The organism is Chitinophagales bacterium, assembly GCA_017303835.1.
Classification (GTDB): domain Bacteria; phylum Bacteroidota; class Bacteroidia; order Chitinophagales; family Chitinophagaceae; genus JAFLBI01.
In genome coordinates, this window is sequence record JAFLBI010000001.1 from 1,784,807 (window position 1) to 1,811,462 (window position 26,656).

The following is a 26,656-nucleotide window of genomic DNA, read 5'->3' on the forward strand; positions in this document are numbered from 1 at the left end:
TCGTTTACCATGTTCAAGAAGCTTTTGCTGGGATTAATTTCCGGACTACTCGTGTATAGTTGCACACCCGTTATTAAAGTGGTGGCTGAAACCAGCCCCGGCGCTAACCTTAGTCAATACAAAAGTTTTGCTTTCTACCAACTCTCTGCTCAAGGTGATACCATCAGCAAGGGTTTTACAGAAAGGGTAGAATTGTTTAAACAAGCGATCACAAAAGAACTCAATAACAGGGGTCTGACAGTAAAACAATCGCAGGCCGATTTATTGGTGAACATTGGTATTGCCATTGAAGAAAAAATACAAACCAGACAAACCAATTTCATGCAAGATGGCGCACCCTATTATGTTGGTCAGCGCAACTACAAATGGAAAAGCCAGAATATTGAAGTAGGCAGGTATCGGGATGGTACAGTAACCATACACCTGGTTGATGCCAAAGCCAATGAAATGGTTTGGCAGTCTACTGCCGAAGGTGTGCTGCCAGGTAATAATGCAAAATTGCCGGAAGCCATTCAAAAAGCCGCTACTGCCCTATTCAGTAAATATCCCGTTGCACCTAAATCATAAAAAAATCCCCCTGCGATACCGTAGGGGGATTTTTCTTTCAGTGTATTCTTTACACCAGCATACGCAGTGGCTCTTCCAGCAAAGACTTTAAAGTCTGCAGGAAAGCAGCGCCTGTTGCACCATCCACTACACGATGGTCGCAGCTCAGTGTTACTTTCATAATATTACCCGGTACAACAGCACCGTTCTTCACTACAGGTACTTGTGCAATACCACCTACCGCCAGAATACATGCATCTGGTGGATTGATGATCGCAGTAAACTGATCAATACCAAACATACCCAGATTAGAAATGGTGAATGTGCTTCCTTCCCAATCTGCCGGTTGTAATTTCTTATCCTTTGTACGCTGTGCATAGTCTTTCACCTGTGTGGCAATCTGACTCAGGCTCAATGAATCTGCAAAACGAACCACAGGCACCAAAAGCCCTTCATCAACAGCAACTGCTACACCGATATTCACGTGATGGTTAATGCGAATGGTATCGCCCAACCAACTGCTGTTAACTTTAGGATGTTGCTTCAACGCAACTGCTGTTGCTTTCAGCACCATATCATTAAAGCTGATCTTGGTCTTACTGGTTTCATTGATACGTGTTCTTGCAGCAACGCAAGCATCCATATCAATGGTCATGGTGAGGTAGAAATGTGGCGCCGTAAACAGACTCTCACTCAGTCGACGCGCAATCGTCTTACGCATCTGACTTACAGGAACATCTTCAAATGATACCTGACCAACTGCAGTTACTACTGGTGCTGCACTTACTGCAGGAGCCGTAGCAGTTGCAGGCGCAGCAGCTGGAGTATACTGTTCAATATCGGAACGCACAATACGACCATGATCGCCTGTGCCTTTTACATAACGTAAGTCAATACCTTTTTCAGCAGCTAATTTTTTTGCTAATGGAGAAGCAAAGATTCTACCATCATTCACCACTACTGGGGCAGCAGCAGGTGCAGGTGCTGGTGCTGCTGCAGGCGCACTTGCAGGAGCCGCACTTGGTGCAGGCGTTGCAGCAGGTGCAGCGCTACCACCAGATTTAGCGGCAGCTACAATAGCCGTAATATCCATACCTGCTTTACCAATGATGCACAACAAATCATTCACCTGAATTTTTTCACCAGGCCTAGCACCCTGATATAACAAGACACCATCCTTATAGCTTTCCAGCTCCATGGTGGCTTTATCAGTTTCAATTTCAGCCAACACTTCACCCTTCTTCACTGCATCACCCACTTGCTTTTGCCATGAAGCAATGACACCTTCTGTCATAGTATCGCTCAGGCGTGGCATCAACACCACTTCTTCCAAAGCGGAGATATCCAAACCATTGCTTGCAGCTGGTGCTGCAACACGTTCAGCTGCAGGTGCAGCAGGCATGGTTACAGTAACTGCAGGAGCAGCTGCTGCCGCACCACCACTATGCTGTGCAACCAATGCGGATACATCTTCTCCGGCCTTTCCCAAAATAGCGAGCAGGTCATTCACCTGCAGTTTGCCATTCTTTTGGGTACCAATATGCAAGAGCACACCTTCCTGGTAGCTTTCCAGCTCCATGGTGGCTTTATCTGTTTCGATTTCTGCTAACAAATCTCCTTTCTTCACAGTATCGCCCACTTGTTTGTGCCAGGCAGCAATGACCCCTTCGGTCATCGTGTCGCTCAAACGGGGCATGAGAATCACTTCAGCCATAACGATTGCTTCTTTGCTTTAAAATTGAGCCGTGAAATTAAGGTAAAATGGCATAGCGGGCAATGCAGGTGCTGATTTTGTGGATGATACGGCTAAAACCTTGAACATCAAACAAAAAGGGATGTCTGAGACACCCCTTTTCCAGCATTATTTTCAGTCTTACTGACCCTGTGCCAAACTATAGGCTTTTTTACCACCCCACATATTCAGTACTTCTGTAGAACAGATCTTGAAATCGGCCATGGTACGCTTATAGAGTTCCAGAATATCTACTTGGGTCAGCGGGGCATCACCCACACTCTCAAAACGGCAACGGTATTGGTTCACCAGATTGGTGAAAACAGAACCCTTGGGCCATACCTGGGTACCACGGTTACTGATGGTCACCAGCTTGAACAGATCACCACAATGTGCCAGCAGTTTTTCTGCTACGGCAGTAGGCTGCTCAAAGCTTTCGATGAATAAATCCACACCCACAATTACTTCATCCTCGGTTTCCTTGGTCATGATCAATGGGTTCTCTTCCAGTTTGAACACGGTTGGTGTAACCGGTGCATCTGGCAATTCAGGTCTTGGATTGTGCGCAGGCTTTTTGCCAAAATTATCGATGATGGCCTGTGCAAATTCTGTTGTATTCAAAGCGGGTTTCGACTTATCACCGAAATCACCTGTTCTGTAACCCTGCTCCAATGTGTACAACAAAGCATTCTCAATCATCGCAGCGCTCTGGCGTAAACCCAGGTGACGCAGCATACCGAAACCACTCAGCAACAAAGCTGTTGGGTTGGCAATATTTTTTCCGGCGATATCCGGTGCGGTACCGTGTACTGCTTCAAAGATGGAGATATGATCACCAATATTGGCTGAAGGCGCAAAACCCAATCCACCAACCAATCCGGCACACAAATCACTCACGATATCACCCTGCAAATTCGTCAACACCACCACATCAAATTCATTGGGGCGGCTCACCAATTTCATACAGAGATCATCCACAATCACATCATCTGCTTTCAGCTCGGGATAATCCTTGGCCACTTCATAAAACACTTCTAGGAAAAGGCCATCGGTAATCTTCATGATATTGGCCTTGTGCCCGCAGGTAATGCGCTTGGCACCTTTTTTCTTGGCCATTTCAAATGCATACTTAATCACCTGCATGCTGCCGGGACGGGTAATGAAACGACGGCTCAGTGCCACATCATGCGTGAGCATGTGCTCAATACCACCATAAGTATCTTCAATGTTCTCACGAACAATGGTTACATCAATAGGAATACCTGCTTTGCTAAATACTGTGTCAACACCATGCAGGGTCTGGAAGCTGCGCTTATTGGCATAAGTATTCCAGGTTTTACGAGCGGTTACATTCACGCTCTTCACACCCTTACCCTTAGGTGTTTCCATGGGCCCCTTGAACAAGATGCCAAGGCTCTCGATGGTCTGCTGCGCTTCAGGCGTCATACCATTGCTGTAGCCTTTGTCGAACACCCATTTACCCATTTCAACAAATTCATATTCGAGGGGCACTTTGGCCGCATCAAATATGTGCAACACAGCGTCCATGATTTCGGGACCGATTCCATCTCCTTTAGCAACAGCAATCTTCGTCATACAGCTTTATTTGAAGTGGTGCAAAATTAAGCCCGGACAGCACACGGCACCGTTAATTTGCCGGAAAATATCCAAACAGGCGGTTGTAATTTCGGCCAAAGCCCCCTGCTTTTACAACTTTCCTCGCCAAAGCTTGTTATAGACTTGTAGACGGCAACCCTTAATTTTAGCCTGCAATCAATTTCATGGTATCCAAAATCTCCTCAGGTGTGGAAATAACGGTAGAGACTTTCTACCAGAGCGATTATAGCAATCCGCTCAACCATGAATTCATGTTTGCCTACCGCATTACCATCGAAAACCACAACGGATTTGCTGTAAAACTGCTGCGCAGACATTGGTTTATTTTCGATTCCAATGGCGATAAACGCGAAGTAGAAGGCGAAGGCGTGGTTGGTGTGCAGCCAGTGCTGGAACCAAATGAACGCTATCAATATGTAAGCGGCTGCAATCTTCGCTCAGAAATGGGTAAGATGTTTGGTAATTACCTGATGGAAAATCTGAACAACAAAACCACTTTTCAGGTAAAGATCCCCGCGTTTCAAATGATTGTTCCCTTCAAGGGCAATTAAGGCTTGTACTTACTCTCCCGGAAAATTTTAGTGGCATCTGTCTGCATCATGTCTTGCAAACTTGTTTCAGGATGTTTTTTCATCCACGTTTCTACGATACGCTTACCACAAAACAAACCAATGAAGCCCGGAGAATCCGGACCTAAAGCCGGTGTATTGGGCCCATCATTCATGTATGGGTTTACCAGATTGGGATCTGTTGCATACAACAAATCACTATTCATAAAGAAGGACCAGATATTGGCCTCATTTTTCAAACAACCCTTCCACTGTTTTTCAGTATAGCCCAACTTCAACGTATCTGCTGTTTCCGGCAAAAGATAATCCAGCAATACAGCACGTTTACCCGCTTCCACCATTTGTTCTACCAGTGGCCTGCCAATACTGTTATTGGGATACAAATCATCCACCATATTGCGTACACAATTCACCGCCAGATAAGCTTTATCAAATTTTCTGGAAATGAAATAAGGATACAAGACCTGCCCTTCTTCTGTGAGGTAAGCAGGATAATCCTTGCCCATGTACAATTGTAAACCCGCTGCTAACCCATCCGCCGTAATAATATTACCGAAGCTATTGATCGGCCCCATGAAAACATACAATCGCGATGGCATACTATACTTCGGAAAATAATGCTTGAGGTATTTCATGGCTTGCGACAAGTCGGTTAACTGTGGTTCCAAACTTGTCCATTGTTTGCGGCTATCGCGATACAGCGAAGCATAGGTGCGGATAAAACTGGTCAGGATTTTCTTGGTGCTATCAGGATGTGGCGGCGCACCAACAATATTGTAGAGATAATCTTTGGTGAAACCGGGATGCTGGCGATTCAACTGCTCCAGTCCCTGATCAAGTTGATTGGTATCCAGACTGAAGACCGCATCATCAAAACGCACAACCTGTATAGCTGCCTTGATCTTGGAAACATCGGGCCGCTTGGGTTTTGATTCACCACAAGCCATCAGCAATAAGAACAATCCAGGAATCCAACTGTATTTCATACTGCGAAAAAAGTGCATTGCCCGCAAGCATTTTGTTAAAGCAGGCAAATTCGCAATTAATCATGAAATTTGCCGCATGAAGATTTTCCTTGCCCAGCAGAACTACCACATCGGCAATTTTGCCTATAACACAGATAAGATCATTGCAGCCATTGAATCTGCCAAAGCAGCCGGCGGCGATTTGATTGTATTCAGTGAGATGAGTGTGTGCGGTTATCCGGCAAGAGACTTTGTAGAATTCAAAGATTTTATTGATCAATGCTATGCAGCTATCGACAAGATTCGTTTGCATGCAGATACCATTGGTGTGGTGATTGGTTCACCTGCGAGAAACCCGCGCAAAGAAGGCAAGGATTTATTCAACGCAGCTTTCTTTCTGTATGAACAACAAATCATTGCAGAAATTCATAAGACACTCTTACCTACTTACGATGTGTTTGATGAGTATCGCTATTTTGAACCAGCCGATACTTGGCAAGTAGTGCCCTTCAAAGGCAAGAAAATTGCCGTGTCCATTTGTGAAGACATTTGGAACCTGGGTGATAATCCATTGTACAAGATTTGTCCCATGGATCAGTTGATGCAACAATCGCCCGACTTTATGGTGAACCTAAGTGCATCCCCTTTTGATTATACGCATGATGAAGACCGCAAAGCAACCATCAAAGCCAATGTGGTGAAATACAAACTGCCCATGTTCTATTGCAACGCTGTGGGCAGTCAGACAGAGATTGTATTCGATGGTGCTTCTTATGCTTTTGATAAAGCTGCCAATCTTTGTGGTGCTTTGCCAATGTTTACCGAATCAGTTCAAGGATTTGATTTGCATGAAGACGGCAGTATTGCACAAGCTATTTTGGAACCCGCTAGTCGCGTACCGGATAAAGAACTGAACCCAGTAACACTAGAAGCTGAATTGAATATTGCACAGGTCTATGATGCACTGGTGCTGGGCATTCGCGATTATTTCGGTAAGATGGGTTTTACCAAAGCCATACTCGGTTCTTCCGGTGGAATAGATTCAGCAGTAACATTGGCGATTGCCTGTGATGCATTAGGTGCAGCCAATGTGCGTGCTGTATTGATGCCTTCGCCTTATTCAACAGAACATTCTGTGGATGATGCAGTAGCCTTGAGCAAGAACCTGAACAATCCTTATGATATCATCCGCATCAATGATATCTATCAAGCTTTTCTGCAAACATTGGATCCACTGTTTCAAGGTTTACCTTTCTCATTGGCAGAGGAAAATATTCAAAGCAGAAGCAGAGGAAATTTATTGATGGCCATTGCCAATAAGTTTGGTTATGTATTGCTGAACACGAGTAATAAGAGTGAACTCTCAACCGGTTATGGCACTTTGTATGGTGATATGGCTGGCGGACTTGGTGTGCTAGGCGATTGCTACAAACTGCAGGTCTATGCGCTGGCGCGATACATCAACCGTGAAAAAGAAATCATCCCCAACAATATCATCACCAAAGCACCGAGTGCAGAATTGAGACCCAACCAAAAGGATAGCGATAGCTTACCTGATTACGATATCCTTGATAAGATTCTCTTCCAATATATAGAGCGCAGACAGAGTCCGGCAGAAATCAAAGCCATGGGTTTTGATGCTGCATTGGTTGACCGCATCCTCAAATTGGTGAACACGAATGAATACAAGCGTAACCAGTTCTGCCCCATCATTCGCGTTAGCCCCAAAGCTTTTGGTGTGGGCCGTCGTGTACCCATTGTAGGCAAATACCTAAGCTGATTGTTTTTGAATTAGTTAAGTATAGTAGAAATAATTGTTTGTGTTTTGCCGCTTGTGTGGCCAAACAATCTATTACGCACATGGTTATTGCATGAAAAGCGACGTTCATGCGCAATTACCGTATCGCCACTATTCTTGTTACACTTTATCTGTTGGTCTATGTGATTTTACACCAATCAGGTGCTGAATTACGCGTGTTGGCCTGGATGTTTGTTTTCTCTCCTGCTCTGGTGATTTGGATGGTCTACACCATTTTGAAATATGGCATTTATGGCGGACCTGAATTAGCCGAACAAGAAGAGTTTGGCTATCAGGACAAACAAAAAGAGGACCTTGGCACTTTTTAGACCAGATCCTCTTACAAGATTCAATTCAACAAAACTATCCGTGCATCACCACTACTGGCACTTCAGAATGAAAAGCCAATTCCTTGGTATGACTAGGATGCAATAAAGCATCAAACCAACCATGCTTTTTAGGGAAGGTGATGACCATATCTACTTCATGTTCTACTGCAAATTCATTGATGGCATCAGAAAAATCTTCACGCAGTGAGAATACATATTCATGCGGATAATCGCGCATGATATTATCCAACAACATGCTTTCTACTTTACCCTCATCGGTATTGCGCCTGAACTCCGGATCGAAATTCATTACATACACTTTTGGCTGAATATCATCCAGCAGTTTACGTAAAGGCACTTCAGGTGTAGTAGTAGCGATGTCTTTCAGATCACTCATCATCATCACTTCATGAATGTTCTGATACTTCGCGTTAGCAGGTACAATAATCAATGGCACTTTGGTATGTTTTGATACAGCCAAAGTATTGCTACCAATCAGTGTTTCTTCTAATGCGCCACCACCGGTAATACCCATAACAATGTAGTTAGCACCTACACGCTGACAGATTTCATCAATCTCCTGAACCAAGAAATGCATTTCGCAAACCAAGTCAACAGCAATATTGGCTGATGTAAGCGACAATAATCTGTCTCTTTCTGCAGCCAAGCCGTCTTCACCGGCTTTCTTCATGGTTTCAAAATCGGTAATGGTTACTGCCAGCAGCGGATCGCCAACTGCAGATGGTTGGTATGCGTGGTAGAGGACAATTTTATCTGCGCTGATCTGACGGGCAAAGCCCAAAGCATATTCTGCCGCATTCTTCGCCACGGGCGAGAAGTCGGTAGGAACGAGTATGGTTTTCATGACAAGCTATTTTAGCACATTAAAGCTACCAATAGCCCTGCCTCCTGCCTATGACGAATGTCATATCAATCTGCTATCTGTAACACAATTTTGCCAAACTGCGCGGCTGTATCCATTTTACGAATCGCTTGCTCTGCCTGATCCATCGGATAGACACCGTCAATCACCGGCTGAATTTTGTGTTGCTCGAATAAGTGCACCATGGCGGCAAACTCATCTGGCGTACCCATCGTAGTACCGAGAATCTGTAAATGTTTCCAGAAAATCTTTTGCGGGTTTAAAGTAGTAATTGGCCCCTGTGTACCACCGAAGAAAACAATGCGCCCACCCAATTTGGCGAGGTCGATAAAATGCTTGAATCCATCACCTGCCGCACTATCGATGATCACATCAAAACCATCAGTAGCACTTTGAAACAATTTATGCCAACCACTGATGGTATAGTTGATGCCCATCTTGGCACCCAACTGTATGGCTTTGTTGATTTTCTCATCGCTGGAACTGGTGACATATACTTCTGCACCAATAGCCACCGCCATTTGTAAGACCATCAAAGCCACACCACCACCAATACCGGTGATCAAAACCTTACTTCCCTTTTTCACCTGGCCTTTTGTAAACAAAGCACGATAACCGGTTAATCCCGCAAGCGGGATGGCTGCCGCAGCAGTATGCGATAGATACGCCGGTTTGGGATACAAGGCACTCGAAGGCACTTTCACATATTCTGCAAACGTGCCATCATCGGGTAAACCCAGGATCTTGAATGTGGATGCATGAAAAGCAGGATCATTACCCCAGTGCATACCTGGATTGATGATGACTTCTTTACCCACCCAAAAACTATCTGCATGATCATGCACAGCGTGCACTACACCACTACCATCACTACCGAGAATGATGGGATAGCGCAAGCCGGCATACATGCCTTTTTGTATCCACCAATCGCGGTGATTGAAAGCTGCTGCTTTGATTTTTACCACTACTTCACCCGGACCAGCCTGAGGCATAGGCGCTTCTTGTACCGATAGTGCCTGCTCTTTATCCACGCATATAACCGCACGCATAAACCAAATTTTATTGGTGTAAAGCTAGGCGCTTTCTACTTAGCTGCGGCGTAGTTTTATGGTATGAAAGGGATGAAACTGATTTTGATGACGATGCTCTGTGTGGCAGGCAGCTACAGTTGCAAATCTGTGCAAGTGGTGATGGAGAAAAAACCACCTGAAATACAATTATCGCTGAATACTGAAAAGATTGTACTAGTTGATCTCGCCAAAATACAAGCAAGAGGTTTGGTGATGACCAAACAGCGGGAAGAAGTGTTGCAGGAAATCAAGCAATTCTATTTCAAAGAAGGCAGTAAATACTTAGCAGATGCTTTGTCCATTTCTGTTGTAGTAGATACCACAACACATGCGGTGAAAACACCGGAAACTGTTGTGCAAGAAGTGCAGCAAACTTATGGACCTGCATTGGTGATACTCGTGAACAGTTTTGATGGGGGCTTTAATCAGGAAACGGTGAACCGCGAAAGAAATAATGATGGTTCTGTAAGTAAAACAGCTCAGTACTCTGTGTATTGCACAACGGATGTCAGCATCTGGCACAATAACCAATTTTACCCCAAAAGAATAGAAGCTAGCAGACCACACTCTGAACGATCTGTCATGAGTGGTTTATTGGCAAGAGGCCCGGGCTATAGAGCCAATAAGCGCGATATTGAAGAAGCTGCCAAAGCGAATATGGTGATGATTGCAGACATATTCAGAGAAACAAGAAGACCAGTAATTAGATAAAGAAAAACATCTTGGGCTTGCGTGCACGATTACCACAGCGTCTAAGGATTTGCGTGGGCTGAAAGAGCTCTGCTGATACTGGGAAGTCTAGTCAAAAAAACCTACAGTAGTAGCCCAAGTACAAAACTTGACATTTGTCTGTGTAATATTATATGTAGTTTTCACTAAGCTTTTTTAGGTGCCACTTTCTTTAGCGCCGCTTTTTTAGGTGCCACTTTCTTTAGCGCCGCTTTCTTAGGTGCCGCTTTTGGTTTGATATTTTTATATACAGGAACAGGAATCCCATTTTCTATTTTGTAACCTGTTATAACTCTAGATTTTATTACAATCTTTTTTTGGGGTAATATGTCTTTAAACTTTTCGTACAGTCTTTTAATATCTTGTGGCTCTCTTTCGTAAATGTAAGAATACATTATAGGGTATTCAGTTGATTTTACTTCTATATTCTTAGTTGATGACATTATTAATTTTTTCATGCTTTAAATAAATTTGCTGGATTATTAGTGTTGCTTTTCAAAATACATTTAGGCTCTTCACCTTCCTTAACGTCTGTACTAATGATGCCGTAACTTTCTATCAGATCTGCCCTATGTGTTATGGCTTTGTAGAAGGCGATTGTAGGATTATTTGCATATGTATCAAAAATTAAGCCTAAAGGAACATATCTGTCTGTTTTATCAAATCTAGTCAATGCCCTTTTTGTTGCTTTAACCCTATCTAATTCAACTAATGTCAAGTGGACTTTATAATTACTTTTCTTCAAAATTTCGATAAGCCCTAGTAAGCCATCAAAATTAGACCCAATCTTGGGTAGAATTATATTAGCACCCACTTCCTTACAATAATCGAATAAAGACTTAAATCTAGCAGGATTGTTTTCACCGAAAACTATTCGATCTGATTCTTCGTGAACTAGCGTTGCACCAAATGGCAATGCAGTGAATTCAGGCAACTTCCTTTTCGCATAATCTGAGTCGAGTATATAACCACCATATTTATCTGCAACTATATTGGATATTCCAGATTTACCAGAGGCAGGTAGCCCAGTAATTATATATGCGTTGAATTGAGTTTGCACTGTTGTTAAAGGAAAAGCTCCTCCTTTTCCAAGCTCAATATCCTCATCCTTTTCTAACCGCTTTTGAGTTAATAATTCTAAAACAATTGTTTCCCGAAGCTTTCGTCTGCTTTTTGCGCTACGGTATTTTGCTATTCTATAAGATTTACTACTTACACTTATTAATGTTTCATCGAAATTTTCAATATTAAGTTCAGTTGAAACAATCTTTGGAACAATTCCATACTTTTCATCTATATCAAAATCATAATTTAAGGCATTTTCCAAAAAATGTTCGACAAGTTCGAAATTGTTAAGTGGTCTGCTTGTTTTAGCCATATCTAAAGTTAAATAAATTTAGACTATTTTAAGTTTGCGCATAAAATTCTGGGCTTTGCAAAGGTCAGCAATAAATATTCCATAGCCTTATTCTAAACTATGGCTTTATTGGTTAAAGTAAGAATAAAAATATTGATTAACCTATCAAAGCTGGATTGTTCATTACTTAAAAACCAAATTGAACAAAGCCGTTTGCTAACAGTATTTTAAAGGTAGCTTTTTTTCTGATCGACCCAACCATTCGTTAAAATGATGATACCTTCTGTTATTTTATTCATCCAAAATACAGAACCATGTTTTTCACTATCTGAGATAAAATTATCGTGTAAGCCAATTGTAAAATTTACATGCATTTCAGTTTGCTGTGGCTTCATAGAAGCAAATATAGTTTGATCACTAAAATGAATGAATGCGTTTCCTGTATCATAAACTTTTTGAACCCAGTCAAACCCACTTACTTGATTTAGTTTACTTACTAGATATGTATCAGTTAAGTTTTTATTTGATATATCTTTTATATTTCTAACAGGTGTGCCAGAAAAAACGAGTTTAGCAAATTCATCGACATTGAAATTAATCAACTGCGGTGCATACAATCTTAATAATGTATCAACATGAACTCTTACTAATGGCGCCGCTGCTATAAAATTTTTACTGCGTATTAAATCTGAAAATCCTTTGATAATGTTTACAGATCGATTTAAGATTCCTATTGTATAGATATCAAACATGTAAAACCCTGGAGGTATTTCCAAGCATTCTTTTCCTAATTGGGTAATTAGTTTTATTTGCAAATCAAGATTTTCCAATAACTCCTCAATACTACTGTTTGTTTCCATAAAATAGTGACTAACTCTAAAATATAGGAAAGTTATGAGATGAAAAAAGCAGGCTCTTGGCCTGCTTTTTAAATAACTATCTTAAGTCTATTACAAGTTCTCAATAATTCCGGCAATGCCTTGTCCGCCGCCAACGCATGCTGTAACCATGCCGTATTTTTTGTTCAGTCGCTTCATATCATTCAGTATCTGAATGGTGAGCTTGGCACCGGTACAACCCAATGGATGGCCTAAGGCTATCGCCCCACCATTGATGTTCACAATATCCGGGTTCAATCCCGCTTCGCGGATGACTGCCAATGACTGAGAAGCAAATGCTTCGTTCAATTCAATCAAATCAATATCACCCAGGTTCATATTGGCTTGCTTCAATACTTTGGGTATCGCCGCCACAGGACCAATACCCATGATGCGCGGGTGCACACCGGCAGAAGCGCAATTCACCAATCGGCCAATCGGCTTCAGTCCCAACTCATTCACCATACGCTCACTCATCACCAACACAAATGCAGAACCATCACTTGTTTGAGAACTATTGCCTGCAGTCACGCAGCCACCCACAGCAAATGCCGGCTTCAACTTGGCCAATGCTTCTACCGTGGTATCTGCACGTACCCCTTCATCCGTATCTACCACATAAGAACGTGTGGCTTTCTTACCCTTTTCGTTCAAGTAAGTTTCTTCTACGGTAATGGGGAGAATACCAGATTTAAAATGGCCGGCTTCAATAGCAGCTTTGGCTTTCTGGTGACTCTGATACGCAAACTGATCCTGGTCTTCTCTGTTTACATTGTATTCCTTGGCAACTGCTTCAGCCGTTAAGCCCATGCTCAAATAATAATCGGGTTCATCTTTGGCAATGCTATAAGCAGGTACGGTTTTCCAACCTGCGGTTGGTACCAGACTCATGCTTTCTGTACCACCGGCAATGATACAATCTGCCATACCGGTACGAATGCGTGCAGTGGCCATGGCAATGGTTTCCAAACCACTGGCGCAATAACGGTTTACGGTTACACCCGGTGCATCAAAACCTACCGCACGTGCAGCAATGATTCTTGCCACCTGCAAACCTTGTTCTGCTTCGGGCACGGCATTACCCACAATCACATCATCCACACGCTTGGGATCTAGCTGTGGCACAGATGCCAACAAACCTTTGATCACATCAATGGCCAGATCATCGGGGCGTACAAAACGAAAACCGCCGCGCTTGCTCTTGGCTACTGCGGTTCTGAAACCAGCTACGATATATGCTTCCTGCATGGCAAACAGATTTTCTCCAAATGTAGGGGAATTCACCAATAAAAGTTGTTTATGCAACCAATTTTCACAAACCGGGCTGTTGTACCTTCGCGCCATGTTGTACCCCTTAATCCGCAACCTGCTGTTCCGCTTTGATCCTGAAGCAGTTCACCATTTTTCTATGAACCTGCTGCGCGGGGTCTGCGATTTTGGCCCGGGCAAAAGCCTGATCAGCGGGCTCTATCAATACCGCAAACAAAACCTGGCCAAAGAAGTGTTTGGGCTCAAGTTTACCAATCCCGTTGGTTTGGGTGCCGGCTTTGATAAGAACGCCCTCTACCTGAGCGAACTGGAAGCTTTGGGTTTTGGCTTTGTGGAAATTGGTACGGTTACACCCAAACCTCAGCCGGGTAATGAGCAACCCAGGTTGTTTCGCCTGCCGGCGGATAAGGCCCTGATTAACCGCATGGGCTTTAACAACAATGGTGTGGAAGCAGTGAAAGCCCGATTAGAAGCTTGGCGCAGACAACACCCCAATAGCCAAATGATTGTTGGCGGTAATATTGGCAAGAATAAAGTAACCGAGAACGAAGATGCCTGGAAGGATTATGTGATTTGCTTCGACCGCTTGTTTGACACCGCCGATTATTTTGTGGTGAATGTGAGCAGTCCCAACACACCCGGCCTGCGCGCCTTGCAAGAAAAACCGGCTTTGGAAAAAATCTTCGGTGAACTGCAGCAAATCAATCAGGGTAAACCCAAACCAAAACCTTTGCTGCTGAAAATTGCTCCTGATTTAACCAATGAACAATTGGATGATATCATTGCCTTAACCAAAGACATGCAACTCGCTGGTTTGGTGGCTACCAATACCACCATCAGCAGAGCCGGATTGCGCACAGCACCCGTAGCAGTGGAAGCCATTGGTATGGGCGGACTCAGCGGTAAGCCCGTACAACAAAAGAGCAATGAAGTTTTGCAATACTTGGTGAAAGGATTGGAGGGCAACACCCCTGTTATAGCGAGTGGTGGAATTTTCACCGGCGCAGATGCACAGGAAAAAATGGATCTTGGCGCATCATTGATTCAGGTTTGGACAGGCTTTGTGTACCAAGGCCCGGCCATCGCCAAAAATATTTGTAAGGAACTACGCTAAACAACTACTCATAATCGCATCACTGAAACAATAAGAAATTTATGGAGCACCTGCTTACATTAGACGCATTCGTTAGCTTACTCACCCTGGCTATTCTGGAAATTGTACTCGGCATTGATAATGTCATCTTCGTGTCCATCATCATGGGCAAACTCAAAGATGCCAAAGACAAGGCCAAGGCCCGCCGCATCTGGATGTTTGCAGGTATTGCTGTGCGTATTGCTTTATTGATGGCATTAAGCTGGTTGGTACAGAATGGCAATAAGGAATTGTTTGGTTTCGATTGGAAAGATGCTCACTATGCATTCAACCTGCGCAACTGTATCATGTTGGCCGGTGGTCTGTTCCTGCTCTATAAAACCGTAAAAGAAATTCACCACAAGTTAGAAGGCGATGATCCTGGTTTTGAATCCAAGAGCAAAGCCGCATCCTTTGGTGCAGTGATGGCACAGATCATCATTGTGGACATGGTCTTCTCATTCGATAGCATCATCACCGCTGTGGGTTTGGCCAATCATGTAGAGATCATGATGATTGCCGTGAGCATTGCCATGGTGATCATGTTCTTGTTTGCAGAACGGATTTCGAATTTCATCCATAAGCATCCTACTTTAAAAATGTTGGCCCTCTCCTTCTTATTGATGGTGGGTTTCAGCTTATTCTTTGAAGGTGTTGAGCCCCTGCATGGCAGCCATATTGATAAGGGTTATATCTATTTTGCCATGGCCTTCTCCTTTGGTGTGGAACTGCTGAATATGCGCATGCGCAAGAAGCAAACCAAAGTGGTGGAACTGATGGGCCCAAAAGTGGAAGAGACCAAGTAATCAAAACGCTACACGGAAACCAAAGAAGATACCAAATTTCTCCTGATTGATTTTGGGTTGCAAGCCTGTGTTCAATCGCCACACAAAATCTACACGGAAGAATTTGAAGATATTGTCTACACCCGTACCAATCTCCGTGTACATTTTTCCATCCAGTGTTTTGAAAGGATGATTGCCCACGAAATTGAGTTGCTGATTGGCGGGCGACAAATCACCAATCACAGATTTCAATGTCCAGAACTGACGGAGTTTTAATTTTCTTGTGGGCGATAGCAAACGGAAAATACCACTGCCAATATTGTGCTCTATCATAAAGCCGGCATAACGATCGGTGAGGTATTCAAAACGATTCATGAGGTTGAAAGAGTAGCGACTGTAATAACGCCATTCATTACCCGGTTGTAAATCCAATAGCTGATACGGTAATGTGCCATAGGTTTTGCCCGCAAAGAGTACGGTGTACAAACTGCCATAGGGCGCCAGCTTGGTATACTCCGTTAAGGAGAAATCCAGCTTATGGTAATCGTAGCTGCTATTGAGTACACCTGCAATACCCTTGGTGAGTTTCAGTTGCACAATGGGCAATTCACTGCCGAGACTAATGCGCTCAAAATTGTCTTCAATTGTATGTTCCTGATAAGCGTAGCGCAAACGGAGACTTGCTTCAAATGTATTCAGTGGTTCACCATTGGCAACAGGGAATAATTGCTTCTCCGGTAAATTGAGCAAGGGCTTGAAGAACTTACTGTTGAAATCAAGGCCGAAAGAAAATCCCTTATTGGTCTCCGCAAAAAAGCTGAGTTTCTTTTCTGTGATCTGCTGAAACTTGAAAGGCACGCCCGGCTTTCTCGCAAACAAAGCAAAAAGGTTATCGCTGCCAAGCTGATCATAATAGACTTGTCCGTTATCCAGATCAGACTTATATGATAGTGATACATAGGTCCAGGGTTGTCTGCTAAACAAGTATTTCAGTTCAGCTCTACCCTTCCACATGGCATCGCGAAAACCATAAGCTGCATACCCTTTGATATGCCAGTGATGACTAAAGCCTCTGTTGGTAGCCAGATCAAAACGAAGCCTTGTTCCTTCCCACACATTACCTGTGAGCCAGTAATACCAGGGACCAATGCGGATATTGCCCACATCTTTAGTGCCGGTTGTAAGCACTTCTGTGATGGTTCTATAGCGTACATAAGTGGGGTTGTGGATGAGGGTATCCAACAATTGATAGACTGCCTGCTCTGTTTTGTTCAGTGGTTCATGTCTGGTTTGCTGCCAGAAAGAATCCGGTTTATTGTCAACCGGTCTTACCAATACAATGTCTTCTGAGAGCTTACTCTTCGCAAGTTCTTGATCAATCAAACTATCGTTGAGTATCACATTGCGGTAAGTGCTTGTTTTTCTACCCTTGAAGCTCAGTCTTTGTTCGCCGAGTGGGGCCAGATCGGCTACAAACTTGTCTTTATACAGAAACCACACAGAATCTTGCACCAAACGAAATTCCTGAATCATGCTCAGGCCGGTAACGAAATTGATATTCGCATCCAACTGCGGACGAAGCGTTATTTTTTGTACGGCGAAGCTGGTATCGTTTATCCATGCATCACCTTCAAATGTGTCTTCACCTTTGCGCTTGGGCCTGAATGAAAGATGCACCAACCGTTTTTTATTTAGGTATTGCGTATCTAATAATTTAAAATGATAATAATTATCAGCGTTTACATGAAACGGACTGATAAAGGTTTTATCAAACACAGGAACGGTGTTATCGTAGATATTGATGTTTTGATAAGTGCCGCCTAATTGTTTGATAAAACTTTCATTTTCCAATCCATTGGTTTGGGTGGCTTTGATGACTTCTCGTGTTCTTCTGGGTTTGTTCTGCCAGTAATAATCGCTCAATGTCTCCGTGATATACACGGGCAGGATTGGCTTGGTATCTGAAGTGGAATCAATAAAGTTGAAAACGAAATTGAGTGGTTTGAGCAGTGGATTTTTACTCAGCTTGTCTTTGTTCACATTATCAATATCGAGTTCCAGCTTATTGTAAATTTCATAACTCAGGTTATCCCATCGCTTTTTATCATGCTTGTATTTATTCGCCATGATTTTACGCCAAAACCACAAAGCCCTGTTGTATTTCACTTTCACCACGGCTTCGGTTGATGGTGGCAGCACTTCAATTAAAACAGTAAAGGGAATAGAATCTTTGATTAACGAAAAGGGAATACGTGCTGGTTGATAGCCGATGGCCCTGATCTCAACAGTATCCAATACTTTGATGGATGCAACCTGAAAAGCAAATTTGCCTGAAGAATCTGTCAGGGCACCAATGCCCTGCCTGATGCAGACAGCAGAGGCAAAGGGTATGGGTTCATCGCTCTGCTTGTCTTTGACTATGCCTTTAATCCATGCGGTTTGTGCTTTTGCGCTTAGGATGGATAAAAGCATAACCAGTAAGACAATCAGTCTTCTGTTGGTTGCTTGCACGTTACAAAGATAACCCCGGGCAGCACAGTGCTGCTTCCTTTCATCACAAGCAGTGATAAAATTTGGTGAAACTTTTCGGAAACTGCCAGCGACTTAGAAATCAAGTCCCAAAGCAAAATACCAAACAGGTGATCCTTTGAAAACACCCTTCATTGGCCAGGCTGCATCCACTTTCATGAAATAACCGAGGAGTGTGCTACGCAAACCAAAACCATAACCACCGGCAAAAGGACCGAGTCCGCCCGCATCCAAGCGTACCACAATTGGTGAACCTGGTGTAGACACCACTTCACCCGGACGCTTAATGCCATTGTATTTACCGTTCCATGCAGTACCAAGATCAATGAACTGAATCAATTGCAGGTTACGCAGGAAGGCATTATTGATGGGTCTGTTGAAGAAAGTAGTAATAATAGGCAGTCTGAATTCGCTGTTGATCACAAATGCATTGTTACCATTGGCAACGTTCTGCTGATAGCCACGCATGTTCACTGCTAATGATTGGAATGCATATTCCTGATCAGGTGCTGGTCTGTTTTGATTATTGAACTTAGGGCCTAACCAACCATCCACACCGCCGAGGTAATAGATGATTTTTCTGCCGCCCCAGGAGATATCAGCAGCAGCACGACCTGCCCAGATAAAATTGCGATAGATCTTGTGGTAGTATCTGCCATCAAATCCTAAGTTGAACGTACTTCTTCCCTTGGCAGAGGTTTTCTCACCTACCGGCATATTTACATCCAAATACACTTTCCAGCGCAATCCGTTCCAGATATTCATGGTTGGGTTGATGCTGTTATCATGTACATATTCAATTCTTGCCAAGCCGTATTTAGAAACACTATCTTTTGTGGAAAGACCAAATTGATCAGGTGCGCCAATGGCATTATTCATTGGCCTGATTACACCACGATCTGTTCTTAAACCTGCTGTTACACGAAGACTCTTTGTTTCATTGAAAGGATAGCTGATATTACCCTGATAAATATTGGTAAACAGCATGGAGCTGTACTGTGATAATGCACCTTGGAAGAAACCGGCGAAATTGGTCACATTACTGCGGTAATAAGTAAAGCCCCAATCCAAACGCTTGCGGTAATTCTGATAAGAAAGGAACACATCTTTATCGCGCAGATCAAAACCAAAGCGCAGACCACCAACAAACTTGACGTCTTCCATCAAATCGCTAACACCAACGCGGAATGTCCAGTTGAAGTCATTACCATTATTCAATTGTATTGGGCCGGAGCCGCCGCCATAAGCCTGATAACGGTTGATCAGCACATTATTCGTAAATCCACTCAGAATATAGTCTGCGCTAAATTTCATTCGGTAGTTGAACAACTTTGTCTTGGTTAAGACCGAAGCCAGTTTTTGTTCCGGGTTCACGCGATTGGCTGCAGCAAGACTGTCTTCATTTTCTTCTTCAAACTCTGATTGAAACACGGCATCCTTCTTCGTGTCTTTATTTGTATTGTTTAATGCGTTTGCATTATAGTTTATCGCCTTGCCCTCAGCAGCTCTTTTCGCATCCATCTGACGCTTCATAAAATCTGTTGGTCTGGCATTCACATTTCTTCTGTCCAACACTTGCTCATCCACTCTCAGCTTGTAGAGAAACTTCAGGTCGCCTTCTCTGCGCAATTCACTCACTTGACCATTATTACCTGCTATACGTGTTTCCAGCAAAGAGCTTTGATAATTGGTTAGTGGGAATGTATAAGTAGAATCCTTGAACACCTGTACATAGCCAATACTATCCGGCTCTTGCTTCTGCCAGGCATTCAATGTTGAGTCCAGTTCCTTAATACCCGGATTACGCAGCATATCTTCTCCAACAAAGAAGAGGGTATCTACTCCATTACGTTTGGTAGAGAAAAATCCGGCCCATCTGTTGCCAATACCATTTTCATCCGACACAAAAGTGAAGTGTGTGGTATTGTATTGCATGGGATAGCGTGCATTACCCAGTTTGGCATCCGTAAGCTTGGTGATTTGTCTTTGCTTACTTGTATTAAGTGCATCTACCAGAAAAATATTGAAACGATTTCTGCTTGGCAAAACCGTATCACTGTTCACAGCATCTGATGATGGTCTGTTTGAAGCGTAAATAATGCCTGAGCGATCTGCGAAAGAAACAAATGTTGGGTCCAGATCATCGTACACATCATCTGTAATCTGGGTAAGCTTTTGCTCTTCAATTTTATAGGTGAAGATATCTGTGTGTCCATTCTTCACGGCACTCATCACGATGGTATTCGCATCAAGCATAAAGCTTGCATCGGTAATCTGATCCAACTCTTCCGGCAAATCCTGCTTGTAGCGTTTGTACTTGGCAATCACATCGTACACAAACATCTTCAGGCGCTTGCCCTCTTTGTAAATCACCAAGAGTCTTTGTCCTTTTCCATCCCATGCCATGATGGGGTAATTGGGATTGATATCGCCCAAGTTGGTTCTTACACCATACTTGTACAATACTTTGGCATCGTAACTATTATAGTAGAGGTTGATACGATAAATGCCTTTCTTGAATTCTACCACAGCATAAGAGCCATTGCGTGGGTTGGGATTTACCTGGAAACGTACGTATTCATTCTTGCTCACATCTTCAGACACCACTACCTGCCCCTTTGGTTGATTACGTCTTTGGCGAATATCTCTTGAATACTTCTCGCTCTGATATTCCATAAACTCAGCCAATACTTCTTTGAAACGCTTTTTGGTAATACGCTGAGATGCTGCATTGAGGTTCTTATACATTCTGGCGAGATACAGAAAATACGATACGCTTTCAGGCTTGTAGCGCTCTGCCATGAAATGCCAGAAAGAATGACCAGCCAGCAAAGGCTTTTCAAATGCAAACTGATAGAACGTATTGTAACTGCCACCGAGAATCGCACTCTTGAGTTCATCATCCTTGGCTGTGCTCCAGTTTTCTGCATTATAGGCTACATAGCCATCCGTTAACCATTTGGGCAGATCAAGCAAAGCCTGGTTACTGGCAAACTCACCAATATCATCACCAAAGAGCATATTATCGGTTAAGACACGTGCAATACCCTCTCTGATCTGACGCTTTAAATTACTGTGGTTACCATCGAAATAAATCACCAGTTTGTTGTTCACCAATTTGGTGAGTCCGCCTGCACTTTGCCAATCAACACCCAAGCCAACATTGCTGGCTTTATAATCATTGTAATCGTTATAAATGATGATATTGGCTCTTCGCTGAAGTGAGTATTCAATCGTATTTTCCAGTGAGCTCAATTCTTCTTCTGCTACTTGTGCAGCAAACTTGCCCAGCTCGGTTCCATTTTGTGCTACATAAGTGTTAAAGTTGGGAGATTGATAAAATTTCCACTTTAGTTTTTTATGCTGCACCCTGCTTTTGCCAAACTCCACTGTATTTACCTGAGCTTCCACACCTGCACCCAAGCCTACCAGTACAACAAACAACAACAATATTCTTTTGATCAAATCCATATCCCGGTTACATTGTATTACTTCATGATGATACCGGCAGATAAATCGCTGCCTAAGGCATCATATGGTTGATTTTAAAGTTAGGTATTTACCTTTAAAGCCTGTAAAATTAACATTATGCTGCAAGTGAAGGTGTTTGTGTTCAGTCCGATTCAGGAGAATACTTACGTAGTGTATAATGAAACCGGTGAGGCGCTGATTATTGACCCGGGCTGCTATTTTGGTGCCGAGCAAGAGCAATTACAGCAGTTTTGTACAGACAAATCACTCACCCCGGTACAACTGCTCAATACACATTGTCATTTAGACCATGTTTTTGGCAATAAATGGGTAGCCAAAACCTTTGGGTTGGAATTGCACATACACCCCAATGAGCAAAAAGTGCTGGAGTACGCCCCTACGTCTGGCCAGAAATGGGGGTTACCTTTTGAGAACTACCAAGGGCCGCTGCATTTTCTGCGCGAAGGCGATACCATCAAACTTGGTCAGGATGTATTACAGGTACTGGAAGCGCCGGGCCACTCTCCGGGCAGTATCTGCTTTTATTGTGCCGAACAAAACTTCATTATCTGCGGCGATGTACTCTTCAGGGAAAGTATTGGAAGAACAGATTTGCCCGGAGGTGATTATGAAACTTTGCTGAACAGCATCCGCAAAAAATTATATACCCTGCCAGATGAAACCATCGTCTATAACGGACATGGAATGCCAACCCGCATCGGGCATGAGAAAACACATAACCCTTTTATTCAGGGCTGAAGCAAAGCTTTCTGATAAGCCATGATAAAGATGGCACCAAGGTTTTTCTGAGGAGGGATATAATCTTCAAAACGCTCTCTGGTCTGACCCACAAATCGTTTCTCTAACTGTGCCCATAATTGTGGCCAATAGAGATCTTTATCCTGACGTATTTGCTCAGCAATAGCAGTGATCAGCATCTGATTCACTACGCCTGCACCAATTTGTTTTGATGCGATGATATGCGCGTTGGGACAGATATCCAGCACTTCACTTAAACGCTGGTAGCCACCACAACTACCCAATAAAACCACTTTGGAGCTGGGCATTAAATTTTCAATGGTGGCAGAAACATTGTAACTATGTCCACGATGTATGGTTACTGCAGGTTGCAGATCATTGTACTCTAAAAAAGCAATCAGGTTTTGCTGAGCTTGTGCATCTAAGTCTTGCAACTCATCTAATGGCCGGTTTGCATAAATGATCACCGGAACACCTTTTACACTGGATACTTCCACCCACTCAGGCTTCAGCTCAATACGCCAATTAGGATTTCGGAAACTATTGAGGAAGGCATTGAAGATAACCGGACCATCCTTATCGCCATAAAAGAACTGATGCATCACCACTCTGCCTGCAGTGTCTTTCAAATTATCAACCGGCATATTAAAAACCGGCGGTATACCCAAAGCAGCAGTAAGATCAATATGCTTGGTGGTATCCAGCGAGAGAAATATGTTTTCGAGCAAACGATAAATGGTAGCACCACGCTGTTGTCTTTTCTTTTCAGCAAAAGCCCTGTTGGCTCCCACTTGCGCCAATACTAGATTCCGGATTTCAGCATCTTTAATACTTGCATAAGCATCCGCTACATCTACGGCATCTTCCAAAGAGCGGCTCTTCTCTAATCCTGTTGCAAAACTGCGCATCAAATCACGGGCATAGGATCTATCCATTCTTCGTAAGAAATCATCCAGTGTATTGTATGCTGCACAAATGCGAATAAAACGTCTGTAAAAATCAAATGCAACATTGCTTAACAAACTATCTGCTCTTGGTATCAGCATTCGTTGAAAGATGCGCGGATAAATACCTTCTACAAATGAGGATGTGTACATCTCTTTCTCGCCTGCAACTGCGAGATAGTACAACTCGGTATGATTGAGTTTATCCAGTTTGCGAAAACGAATAGCTGGATTTCTTTCATCATGCAAGGCGTTGATGTCTGCAATAAAGTCTTCGGTAGCTTTTCGCTCCAGCCAGGTATCCAAAGCTTGCACAGCCAGTGGTGTATCTGCACGGCGCATTCTCTCCGCATAATCAATCTTGGTTTGCACCAATAATTTGTAATAAGCGATACTGTCTTTTACAGCAGCTTCAATGCGCTCGATTGACAATTTGCCATTCATCACCTGATCCAGAAAAGGGAAAAAGAGTCTGCCGCTTTTCATTGCAGAGAATGCCGAAATTGTTTTAATCAATGGCTCCTTACTCGTTTGAATTCTTTTACCCAAAAGATCTGATGCTGCTGCATAATTGTATAAATCTTCCGGTGATCTTTTAGCTGCTTCCATCAGTAAGCTATCTGCCATACTGGCTTCGGGCGTCCTGCTTAAAAATTTCAATATTCTGTCTGGATAGCGCTCACAACTTTTCAAAAGCAATCGTTCATTCAGTAATGCTTTATCCTCCAATGATTGCAATGCAAAGTTTTGCATGATAAGATTACCTACTTCCACATCATAGGCATCAATCACTGGTGCAATTGATTTTTGCTGAAGTGTGAGCAACATGGCCTGCTCATATCCTTCTAATGTTTCCTGCAAGAGGCTGCCCATGATAGCTCCAGACTTGTATGCTGTGGTGAAGCGTTCCAGCAAATCCCGGATGCCTCTCAGCCACATAAACCGCTGATTGTCTGTTATACTGGTATCTGTTTCTACAATAGCTCTAAGGTTATGCAAATACCTGCTCAAGGAATAATTCAACTGCGCATTCAGCTCTTCATTTCTTGTTGGGGAAAAGAGGGAATCATTTCGTTTGTCTGCTTTCAACAAGGCCAATCGGGCATCTTCGATATACTGATGAAATGTGGCACGTTGTATGGGGATTGTGGGTAGCTGGCGCCACAATTGCGCCGAAACACTTGTATGAAACAAGATGAAAGCCAGTAGAATAGCACCATATCGAACAATGACAGACACTTTGCAAATGTAATGGCAATCCCTTTCTTCTTAACAATTAGATAATCCATTTATGATGGCAGATTGCGCCATCAAATTAAATTTGTGCTAAGATTGTGTTAACATGGCACCAAAAAGGAAGAAGATATTAATTGCAGACGACGAGCCGGATATTCTTGAGATCATCAGTTACAATCTTGCCAACACAGCTGTGGAAGATTATGAGGTGATCACGGCTAAGAATGGAAGTGAGGCGATTGACAAAGCAAAGGAGCACAATCCGGATCTGATTATCCTGGATGTTATGATGCCGGGTAAAACAGGTGTGGAAGTTTGCCAAATTCTTCGCAGCCAGGAAGCTTTCAAAAAAACCTTGATCATTTTTCTAACCGCCCTGAATGATGAAAGTTCGCACATCAAGGGTTTAGAAACAGGTGCTGATGATTATATCAGCAAGCCCATCAGTCCGAGAGTACTGATCAGCCGCGTTAACGCACTCTTCAGAAGAGTAGACAAGGAAGAAGGAAAAAGTATCGTTATCGGCGGATTTACAATTGACCCTGCAAGATTCTTAGTGAATACAGCAACTGAAGAAATTATACTAGCTAAGAAAGAATTCGAACTATTGTACTTACTGGCTTCCAAACCAGGCAGGGTTTTTCTTCGCAATGAAATTTTATCTCAGGTTTGGGGCACTGATGTAATCGTTGGCGACAGAACCATCGATGTACACATCCGCAAGATTCGCCAGAAAATGGGCGTTGACTGCATTACCACTGTTAAAGGTGTTGGCTACAAGTTTGAGCTGTAAATCTTCTATGGGTTTCTGCCTTTAGCTGTGTAGATTTGTCTAACACCATGTTTAAAAACAAAAACCTTTCTCCGCAGCAACTTTCAGCCTTAACTGCTTTGATCATATCATTGCCCGTAGGCTTTGCGCTGGCAATTGTAGAACAGAAATGGTGGTATGGACTTATTGCACTTTTGCTAAACTTTATTGGCAGCTATTACCTGATTCATTTTGTACTGGAATCTTTCATTTACAGAAAGATTAAGCTCATTTATAAGTTCATTTATCAAACCAAAGCCAGTAAAAGAGAAGAGACTTATTATAAGTATATCTTACCACAGAAAGGTATTGATGAGGTAAGAGAAGATGTAGAGAAATGGGCCGAACAAAAAAGCGCAGAGATAGAAGTGCTCAGAAACAATGAACAGTACAGAAGAGAGTTCTTACAAAATCTGGCGCATGAATTTAAAACACCCATTTTCGCTATTCAGAGCTATATAGACACCCTGCTGGAAGGCGCCATGCACAATCCTGAAATACAAAAGCGCTTTCTGGAAAAAGCTTCCAGTAATGTGGTACGCATGGTGAACTTAGTGAAAGACCTGGATGAAATTACCCGACTGGAAAGTGGAGAACAACCACTGAACAAAGAGAAATTCGTTATTCAGGATTTAGTTAAAGATGTTTTCGAAAGCTTATCCATTAAAACGGAAAGAAAAAAGATTCGCTGCGAGATTAAGAAAGGTTGTGAGTTGCCTGCAATTCATGTATTCGCAGATAAGGAAAAGATCAGACAGGTTGTGATCAATCTTGTTCAAAATGCAACCAAGTATGGTAAAGAAGGCGGAAGCATTGTGGCCAGTATCTACCAAACAGATGGCAGACATGTACTGATTGAGATCAGTGATGATGGCATTGGTATTGCCGATGAACATATTACCAGGGTATTCGAGCGTTTCTATAGAACCGACAGAGGCCGCAGCCGTGATGTAGGCGGTACGGGACTTGGTCTGGCTATCTGTAAGCACATCATTGAAGCGCACGGACAAACCATTCATATTCGCAGTAAGCTGGATGTAGGCACTACCGTTGGATTTACCCTAGAAACCAAGCGAGAGGTTTGAGCATGAATGGCTAATCATCCTCAATTACAACTTGCTGCTTCTCACTTTTTGCTTTTGACTTAACTTTTTGCTTTTGACTTTTCACTTTTACCTTAAAAAAAAGCCCTCATGAAAATGAAGGCCGGTGTGTTGAGAAAATAAACTGCTATGAATGCACTACTT

The 26,656-nt window shown here is 43.0% G+C and carries 22 protein-coding genes; 10 read left to right on the top strand and 12 right to left on the bottom strand.

The features are described 5' to 3' along the window. Window positions 1-9 precede the first annotated feature (9 nt). Window positions 10-567, top strand: coding sequence for a DUF4136 domain-containing protein (locus tag J0L83_08215; protein MBN8664541.1), 558 nt, complete (start codon window positions 10-12; stop codon window positions 565-567). A gap of 49 nt (window positions 568-616) precedes the next feature. On the opposite strand, the gene J0L83_08220 is transcribed toward J0L83_08215, so the two are convergent. Then, complete coding sequence (locus tag J0L83_08220; protein ID MBN8664542.1) at window positions 617-2,260, bottom strand: pyruvate dehydrogenase complex dihydrolipoamide acetyltransferase; 1,644 nt, start codon at window positions 2,258-2,260, stop codon at window positions 617-619. Window positions 2,261-2,419: 159 nt separating this feature from the next. Next, the gene (locus J0L83_08225; protein ID MBN8664543.1) at window positions 2,420-3,874 is read right to left on the bottom strand and encodes an NADP-dependent isocitrate dehydrogenase; all 1,455 of its coding nucleotides are present in this window, start codon (window positions 3,872-3,874) and stop codon (window positions 2,420-2,422) included. A 185-nt stretch (window positions 3,875-4,059) separates the two neighbouring features. On the opposite strand from J0L83_08225, the gene apaG reads away from it, so the two are divergent. Further along, a complete protein-coding gene (apaG, locus tag J0L83_08230) occupies window positions 4,060-4,446 on the top strand; it encodes a Co2+/Mg2+ efflux protein ApaG (GenBank protein MBN8664544.1) in 387 nt (128 codons plus the stop codon). Here apaG and J0L83_08235 read toward each other — a convergent pair. Further along, on the bottom strand, window positions 4,443-5,450 hold the full coding sequence (locus J0L83_08235) for a hypothetical protein (GenBank protein ID MBN8664545.1): 1,008 nt from the start codon (window positions 5,448-5,450) through the stop codon (window positions 4,443-4,445). The genes apaG and J0L83_08235 overlap by 4 nt on opposite strands. A 76-nt stretch (window positions 5,451-5,526) precedes the next feature. Between J0L83_08235 and J0L83_08240 the strand changes: the two genes are divergently transcribed. Both J0L83_08240 and J0L83_08245 read left to right on the top strand, forming a co-directional pair. Then, the gene (locus J0L83_08240; GenBank protein MBN8664546.1) at window positions 5,527-7,209 is read left to right on the top strand and encodes an NAD+ synthase; all 1,683 of its coding nucleotides are present in this window, start codon (window positions 5,527-5,529) and stop codon (window positions 7,207-7,209) included. A 107-nt stretch (window positions 7,210-7,316) separates the two neighbouring features. Then, window positions 7,317-7,556, top strand: a complete 240-nt coding sequence (locus J0L83_08245) for a hypothetical protein (protein MBN8664547.1) — start codon at window positions 7,317-7,319, stop codon at window positions 7,554-7,556. A gap of 34 nt (window positions 7,557-7,590) precedes the next feature. On the opposite strand, the gene J0L83_08250 is transcribed toward J0L83_08245, so the two are convergent. Continuing rightward, window positions 7,591-8,421: a universal stress protein gene (locus tag J0L83_08250; GenBank protein ID MBN8664548.1), complete on the bottom strand. Its 831-nt coding sequence runs from the start codon at window positions 8,419-8,421 to the stop codon at window positions 7,591-7,593. 65 nt (window positions 8,422-8,486) lie between these two features. Beyond that, entirely contained in the window at window positions 8,487-9,488 is a 1,002-nt protein-coding gene (locus J0L83_08255; GenBank protein MBN8664549.1) for a zinc-binding dehydrogenase, read from the bottom strand. A 63-nt stretch (window positions 9,489-9,551) separates the two neighbouring features. Here J0L83_08255 and J0L83_08260 point away from each other — a divergent pair, with 63 nt between their 5' ends. Next, on the top strand, window positions 9,552-10,220 hold the full coding sequence (locus J0L83_08260) for a hypothetical protein (GenBank protein MBN8664550.1): 669 nt from the start codon (window positions 9,552-9,554) through the stop codon (window positions 10,218-10,220). 164 nt (window positions 10,221-10,384) lie between these two features. Here J0L83_08260 and J0L83_08265 read toward each other — a convergent pair whose 3' ends face one another. The 4 genes from J0L83_08265 to J0L83_08280 all read right to left on the bottom strand — a co-directional run bounded on the left by J0L83_08265 (window position 10,385) and on the right by J0L83_08280 (window position 13,721). Further along, window positions 10,385-10,696, bottom strand: a complete 312-nt coding sequence (locus J0L83_08265) for a hypothetical protein (protein MBN8664551.1) — start codon at window positions 10,694-10,696, stop codon at window positions 10,385-10,387. Further along, window positions 10,693-11,616, bottom strand: a complete 924-nt coding sequence (locus tag J0L83_08270) for a zeta toxin family protein (GenBank protein MBN8664552.1) — start codon at window positions 11,614-11,616, stop codon at window positions 10,693-10,695. Before J0L83_08270 ends, J0L83_08265 begins: the two co-directional genes overlap by 4 nt. 206 nt (window positions 11,617-11,822) lie before the next feature. Continuing rightward, on the bottom strand, window positions 11,823-12,455 hold the full coding sequence (locus tag J0L83_08275) for a hypothetical protein (protein MBN8664553.1): 633 nt from the start codon (window positions 12,453-12,455) through the stop codon (window positions 11,823-11,825). 90 nt (window positions 12,456-12,545) lie between these two features. Then, window positions 12,546-13,721, bottom strand: a complete 1,176-nt coding sequence (locus tag J0L83_08280; protein ID MBN8664554.1) for an acetyl-CoA C-acyltransferase — start codon at window positions 13,719-13,721, stop codon at window positions 12,546-12,548. A 97-nt stretch (window positions 13,722-13,818) separates the two neighbouring features. Between J0L83_08280 and J0L83_08285 the strand changes: the two genes are divergently transcribed. Both J0L83_08285 and J0L83_08290 read left to right on the top strand, forming a co-directional pair. Then, the gene (locus J0L83_08285) at window positions 13,819-14,856 is read left to right on the top strand and encodes a quinone-dependent dihydroorotate dehydrogenase (protein ID MBN8664555.1); all 1,038 of its coding nucleotides are present in this window, start codon (window positions 13,819-13,821) and stop codon (window positions 14,854-14,856) included. A gap of 41 nt (window positions 14,857-14,897) precedes the next feature. After that, a complete protein-coding gene (locus J0L83_08290; GenBank protein ID MBN8664556.1) occupies window positions 14,898-15,680 on the top strand; it encodes a TerC family protein in 783 nt (260 codons plus the stop codon). Here J0L83_08290 and J0L83_08295 read toward each other — a convergent pair whose 3' ends face one another. Together J0L83_08295 and J0L83_08300 are read right to left on the bottom strand one after the other, a co-directional pair. Continuing rightward, a complete protein-coding gene (locus J0L83_08295; protein ID MBN8664557.1) occupies window positions 15,681-18,170 on the bottom strand; it encodes a carboxypeptidase-like regulatory domain-containing protein in 2,490 nt (829 codons plus the stop codon). Window positions 18,171-18,263: 93 nt separating this feature from the next. Continuing rightward, the gene (locus J0L83_08300; protein ID MBN8664558.1) at window positions 18,264-21,650 is read right to left on the bottom strand and encodes a hypothetical protein; all 3,387 of its coding nucleotides are present in this window, start codon (window positions 21,648-21,650) and stop codon (window positions 18,264-18,266) included. Between the two features lie 126 nt (window positions 21,651-21,776). Between J0L83_08300 and J0L83_08305 the strand changes: the two genes are divergently transcribed. Continuing rightward, window positions 21,777-22,418 (top strand): MBL fold metallo-hydrolase, encoded by a 642-nt coding sequence (locus tag J0L83_08305; GenBank protein MBN8664559.1) that lies wholly within the window; start codon window positions 21,777-21,779, stop codon window positions 22,416-22,418. On the opposite strand, the gene J0L83_08310 is transcribed toward J0L83_08305, so the two are convergent. Continuing rightward, window positions 22,409-24,601, bottom strand: coding sequence for a hypothetical protein (locus tag J0L83_08310; GenBank protein ID MBN8664560.1), 2,193 nt, complete (start codon window positions 24,599-24,601; stop codon window positions 22,409-22,411). The genes J0L83_08305 and J0L83_08310 overlap by 10 nt on opposite strands. A 103-nt stretch (window positions 24,602-24,704) precedes the next feature. Here J0L83_08310 and J0L83_08315 point away from each other — a divergent pair, with 103 nt between their 5' ends. Both J0L83_08315 and J0L83_08320 read left to right on the top strand, forming a co-directional pair. Then, entirely contained in the window at window positions 24,705-25,391 is a 687-nt protein-coding gene (locus J0L83_08315; protein ID MBN8664561.1) for a response regulator transcription factor, read from the top strand. Window positions 25,392-25,438: 47 nt separating this feature from the next. Further along, window positions 25,439-26,494, top strand: coding sequence for a sensor histidine kinase (locus J0L83_08320; protein ID MBN8664562.1), 1,056 nt, complete (start codon window positions 25,439-25,441; stop codon window positions 26,492-26,494). The last annotated feature ends 162 nt before the right edge of the window (window positions 26,495-26,656 follow it).